Origin of the sequence: Catellatospora bangladeshensis (assembly GCF_016862575.1) — a bacterium.
GTDB lineage: Bacteria > Actinomycetota > Actinomycetes > Mycobacteriales > Micromonosporaceae > Catellatospora > Catellatospora bangladeshensis.
This window is the reverse complement of sequence record NZ_BONF01000082.1, coordinates 1-4,405: the sequence shown is the minus strand read 5'-3', so window position 1 is coordinate 4,405 and position 4,405 is coordinate 1. Positions and strand designations below refer to the sequence as shown.

General features: G+C 67.0%; 5 protein-coding genes. 4 read left to right on the top strand and 1 reads right to left on the bottom strand.

The features are described from left to right. Positions 1-1,127: 1,127 nt before the first annotated feature. Entirely contained in the window at positions 1,128-1,562 is a 435-nt protein-coding gene (locus tag Cba03nite_RS39265) for a hypothetical protein (protein ID WP_203757639.1), read from the top strand. A gap of 210 nt (positions 1,563-1,772) precedes the next feature. Then, positions 1,773-2,345, top strand: a complete 573-nt coding sequence (locus Cba03nite_RS39260) for a hypothetical protein (RefSeq protein WP_203757637.1) — start codon at positions 1,773-1,775, stop codon at positions 2,343-2,345. A 289-nt stretch (positions 2,346-2,634) separates the two neighbouring features. Here the strand turns inward: Cba03nite_RS39260 and Cba03nite_RS39255 are convergent, their stop codons facing one another. Then, complete coding sequence (locus Cba03nite_RS39255; RefSeq protein ID WP_203757635.1) at positions 2,635-3,177, bottom strand: IS1096 element passenger TnpR family protein; 543 nt, start codon at positions 3,175-3,177, stop codon at positions 2,635-2,637. A gap of 142 nt (positions 3,178-3,319) precedes the next feature. Here Cba03nite_RS39255 and Cba03nite_RS39250 point away from each other — a divergent pair, with 142 nt between their 5' ends. Beyond that, positions 3,320-4,105 carry a transposase family protein gene (locus Cba03nite_RS39250; RefSeq protein ID WP_203757633.1) on the top strand — a complete coding sequence of 262 codons (786 nt, stop codon included), beginning with the start codon at positions 3,320-3,322 and terminating at the stop codon, positions 4,103-4,105. A gap of 71 nt (positions 4,106-4,176) precedes the next feature. Further along, positions 4,177-4,335: a hypothetical protein gene (locus Cba03nite_RS39245; protein ID WP_203757631.1), complete on the top strand. Its 159-nt coding sequence runs from the start codon at positions 4,177-4,179 to the stop codon at positions 4,333-4,335. The last annotated feature ends 70 nt before the right edge of the window (positions 4,336-4,405 follow it).

Below are 4,405 nucleotides of genomic sequence, written 5' to 3'. Positions count from 1 at the left end.
TCCTTGACCGTGGGCCCGTTGTCCGATGCGCGCGAGAGAAGCATCACAGTGGCCGGGCGGCTACTGCCCCCGATTTCAAGATCGTCTCCCAGGATTCTCCCAGAACGGATCTTGAAACGAGTCAGGGCGGGTCTCCCGTGAGGGAAGACCCGCCCTGACCTGCACTTACCTTGGTCGGGGTAGCCGGATTTGAACCGACGGCCTCTTCGTCCCGAACGCGCTCATCGCAGCCAGTCGCCAACAACAGCTGCTGGGGAATGCCCTGGTAACGCCCCACTGATCCCGTCTGCTGTTATCGGCTGACGGCCCAGTTGTCGGACCATCGCTGCCTTCGTGCTGCCTCGGGCTCGAAGATCGTGCTACTCGCGCCTAGCGGATTGGCGCTCCTCATCTGGTTGCCCGCTCATCTACGATGAACGCGCAGCTGCTTGCTCAGCAGCAAAGTGTCATGCATCAACTGGGCCGACCTCGGAAGTGCTCATGCCTCGCCGGTCACCGGGCGAGATCAGGACATGTCAGTCTCGTCGCGTCGACCGGGCCTCGCCGGGGTCCGTCCGCCGACCGCCCACCATCCGGGGATTGTCGGCTTCCGCGAATCGCCAGATCGCTGACTTCGAGCGTTGCCACGGGCTTCCGCAGGGCTATGTCGCCTTCACTTTCATGCGTTGGAGTGCACGAGCTCGGCGACCGCGTAAGGCCGCTGACGAGCACTACGGCTACTTAGACTCGCCCGTCGGACACATCCGCATGCTTCTTGAACAGGTCACGCACAGTTTGCGTACGAAGGCGCGCCGAGAGTTCAGCGCAGCCATACGTCCCATCGATGAGATGGTGCTCGCGCGTACGGTAAATGACCCGTTCGCACCAGGTTGGCTGCGGTGGTGGGCGCGGCGAATTGAGATTTGACGAGGGGCTGACGCAGTCACGTGCAGCTGAACCGAGTGCAGATGTTGAAGCGGAACAGGCGACGGCTGCCGGCGAACACGGCGCAGGTCGGCCTGCCAGCAGCGGCAGCCGGTCAGTAACTCGCGATCATCCGCAGGAGTTGCCGAGGTTTCACGGTGCCGTGTGCCCCACCTGTGCCCGAAGGTAGCGGCCGACCTGACCAGCGCGCATAATCCCGGACCATGATCGGCGACGAGCTACGGCCCCGCTCCACGGGCGGCGTACCCCGGTATGTGCTGTCCGCAGCCGGACGCGGCCTACTCGCAGGTCTGCTGGCGTTGGGGACTACGGTGCTCGTCGGCTATGGCCTGGCCCTCTCGCGCCGCGACGCCCCGTATCCATGCGACGCCGACAGCTCATGCGATGGCTTCTCCTTCTCCGGAATCGCGGTGATGATCCTGCTGATGCCTGTCACGCTGGGTCTGGCCGGGCCGCTTGCAGCACTCCTCCTGAAGCTGCCCACACCTTCAGCGTTCGTGCTGCCTGCCTGCTGGGCCGGCGTCGTTCTCTGCGCAAGCTTGGACACCCCGGCCACGCTCACAGCATTAGCCCTCCTGCCAGCCCTGTACGTGCTCGTCGCGATCGCGGTCACCGGCCGCCGCACCCCACGGTCGTAACAAACCGATGCCCTGCCATCCCGTCCGCCGTCGACCCACACTCCGTGGACACGGGTTCTGGCCCCGCCGGCACGGCTCGCCGTTGGCGACCACGAAGCGGCGCGGCCTTGCCGGCGGGGCCAGGTTCCGCGCAGGCAACCGCCTGGTTCGGCGGTGGGCGGGATGGCCCCCGTGCCCCGTCCGTGACATGCGGCAGCGATTATCGGGACCATGCGAAGACCTCTCGCCGCGGCTGCCGTCGGCGCCTTATCCGTTGGCATGCTCACCGCCTGCTCCCCGGCCCCAGAGCCGATTGTCGCGCTTGCCGTGCGCGACGGACGACCCATCGCCGTACTGGTGACTTGCGGTTCGGGGCTCTCTCAGATCAGCGTCTATGAGAAGGACCGCACTCGGACCGCCACGCCCGAACCGGGCGATCCGGCAGCAACACCGACAATGAGACAGCACATCAGCTGGGGCGTCCACGGCAACGCGACCACCGAAGTCGTGGAGGTGGAACTGCTGGGCACGCCGCCACCGGGATGGACCAGCAATGAACCCACCGTCGTCATCGGGCTGCCTACGCCGGGCGCGTTCGAGGTTGTCCCGCTGCCGTCGCTACAACCGGACGTCCGATACGGGCTCGGCGGAAGGAGCCACCGCGACGCCATTGTCGTCGATTTCAAAACAGCGGACTTCAGCCGGATCGGACCTGGCGAGGTGCTCGCCCCGGACGACGGCGTATCAGTGCTGATGCCGCGCGCCGATTTCGAGGAGAACGCCCGCGACACCTGCGACGGATGAGTGTTCTCTCGACGGTCTCTGACTGGCCGGCGTGGTGGCCGCTGAGGTTCTAGGTGTCAGGCGACTGCTCGGACGGATCGGTCAAGCATCTCCTGGGACTAGTCTAGATTGCGCACATGGAAGACGACGTGACTGCTGGCCGCGCCAACCCGTTGCTCTCTTGGATCGAGGAAGACCCTAAGCGCGGACCAGTCGCCGCTGAGATTTACACCTCGACGCTGAACTCTCTAAGAGCGTTATTCAGGAGACGGTCGTCGATGGTGTCCGGCGTGGCGGTCTCGTGGAGTGATCATCGTCGGGTTGGTCCCCACCAAGGCAAGATCGGCGGGAGGTCGGCCAGCGGCCGGGACGGGCGTTTCGGCTGGGGCGATTCCCCGTCGTCGCCGTCCCAGCCGCGGCCGTACTGGTCGGGCATGGCGCCCCAGCCCCAGTAGGCCGTGGGCGCGTCAGGTTTGAACCCTGCCGTGTCGAAGGGGTCGATCTTCTGCTCGCCGACGGTGCACAGATGCGCCCAGTCGTCGCCGAAGTCGAAGACGTAGGCGAACTGCTCGCCCAGCGCCAACCGGTTCAGCTTCGTGGCCCGGCTGTCGATACTGCCGTCGGGGGCGTCGCCGTCCCACTGATCCAGGCTGGTGACGCCGGTGCCGTCGGCCAGGGTGAACATGTGCATGTGCGCGAGGTCCCAGCGCGCGAACGCGGCGTCGATGGCCTGGGCCAGCTGCCCGAACGTGTGCGACGGCGCCGCGGCGAAGACCCGTCCCGGCCGCGGCCAGAAGTCGTCACCGCGTCCGGACACCAGGTCGACCCGCACCGACAGCCACGTGCGCGCCATCGCCCACCCCTCACTCGTCTCCGGCAGACGCCGGGCGTGATCGTCCCGGTTGTCGTCCGTGGACACGGCGACGTTGCCGCCGGTAGCCACCGAAGTCGTGCGCACTCCCGCAGCCGACACGCGGCCGGAACGGATCGAGACTATGACCGGCCTGACCCGCGATCAAGTCGATGACCTCGTCGAACGCGTCGCCGGGCACGGGCTGTGGTCGCTGCGCCGGCGACGCGCGCTCGACCCGCGCCGGGCCGTGGTCGCGGTGCTGCTGTACCTGCGCCACAACCTGTCCCAGCCGCTGCTGGCCGAGCTGTTCGGCTGCTCCCAGCCGACCATCTCACGCTTGGTCACCCTGCTCCTGCCGGTCCTGACCCAGGTCCTGGCCGCCACCACCGAAGCCACCGCGGAACGTGAGCTGCGCTCGACCGTGCGCGTTGACGGGTTCCTCGTCCCGATCGGCGACCGGCGCAAAGACACCTACACCTCCGGCATGTACTCCGGCAAACGTCACCGGTGCGGGTTCAACGTCCAGGTCGTCGCCTCGTGGCACGGCCGCCTGGTCATGACCGGCCGTCCCCAGCCTGGCGCGATGCACGACGCCCGCGCCTTCCGCGAGTCCGGCCTGGCCGAGGTCTTCGCCGGCCGAATGCACGCCGACGGCGGACCCGGCGGGTTCGCCGACACCGCCTACACCGGCACCGGCCTGATGGTCCCCAAACGCCGAACCGGCCCCGACCAGCCGCTCAGCGAACACATCCGCAGGTTCAACAAGACGATCGCGTCGCACCGCGCCTGCGTGGAGCGTGTGATCGCGCACCTGAAGAACTGGAAGATCCTGGCCACCGGCTACCGGCGGCTGCTGGCCAACTTCCCGGCCACACTCGCCGCCGTCACCGCACTGGAGATCTACCGGACATCGACAAGCGCCTCATGAATAACGCTCTAAACGCGATCCCGGCGGATTATCCAGATCCAGTCGCCGCCGCGGAACCGATACTGCGCGATATGATCCTGCGGCTCAACGACCTCGACGACGCAGAGGTCCTGTTCATGGACACTATTCGGCGCGACGACGCAGGCGACGTGTTCGCCGACCTAGCGCAGATGGCGAGGGTGCCGTCCGACGTGGCTGATCGATGGTTTGATCAGTGGCGCGAGTTCTAGCCCTAACCGCTCTCACAGCGAAGCTCCGGCCCGCCATCCCGTCCGCCGTCGACCCACACTCCGCCGACGC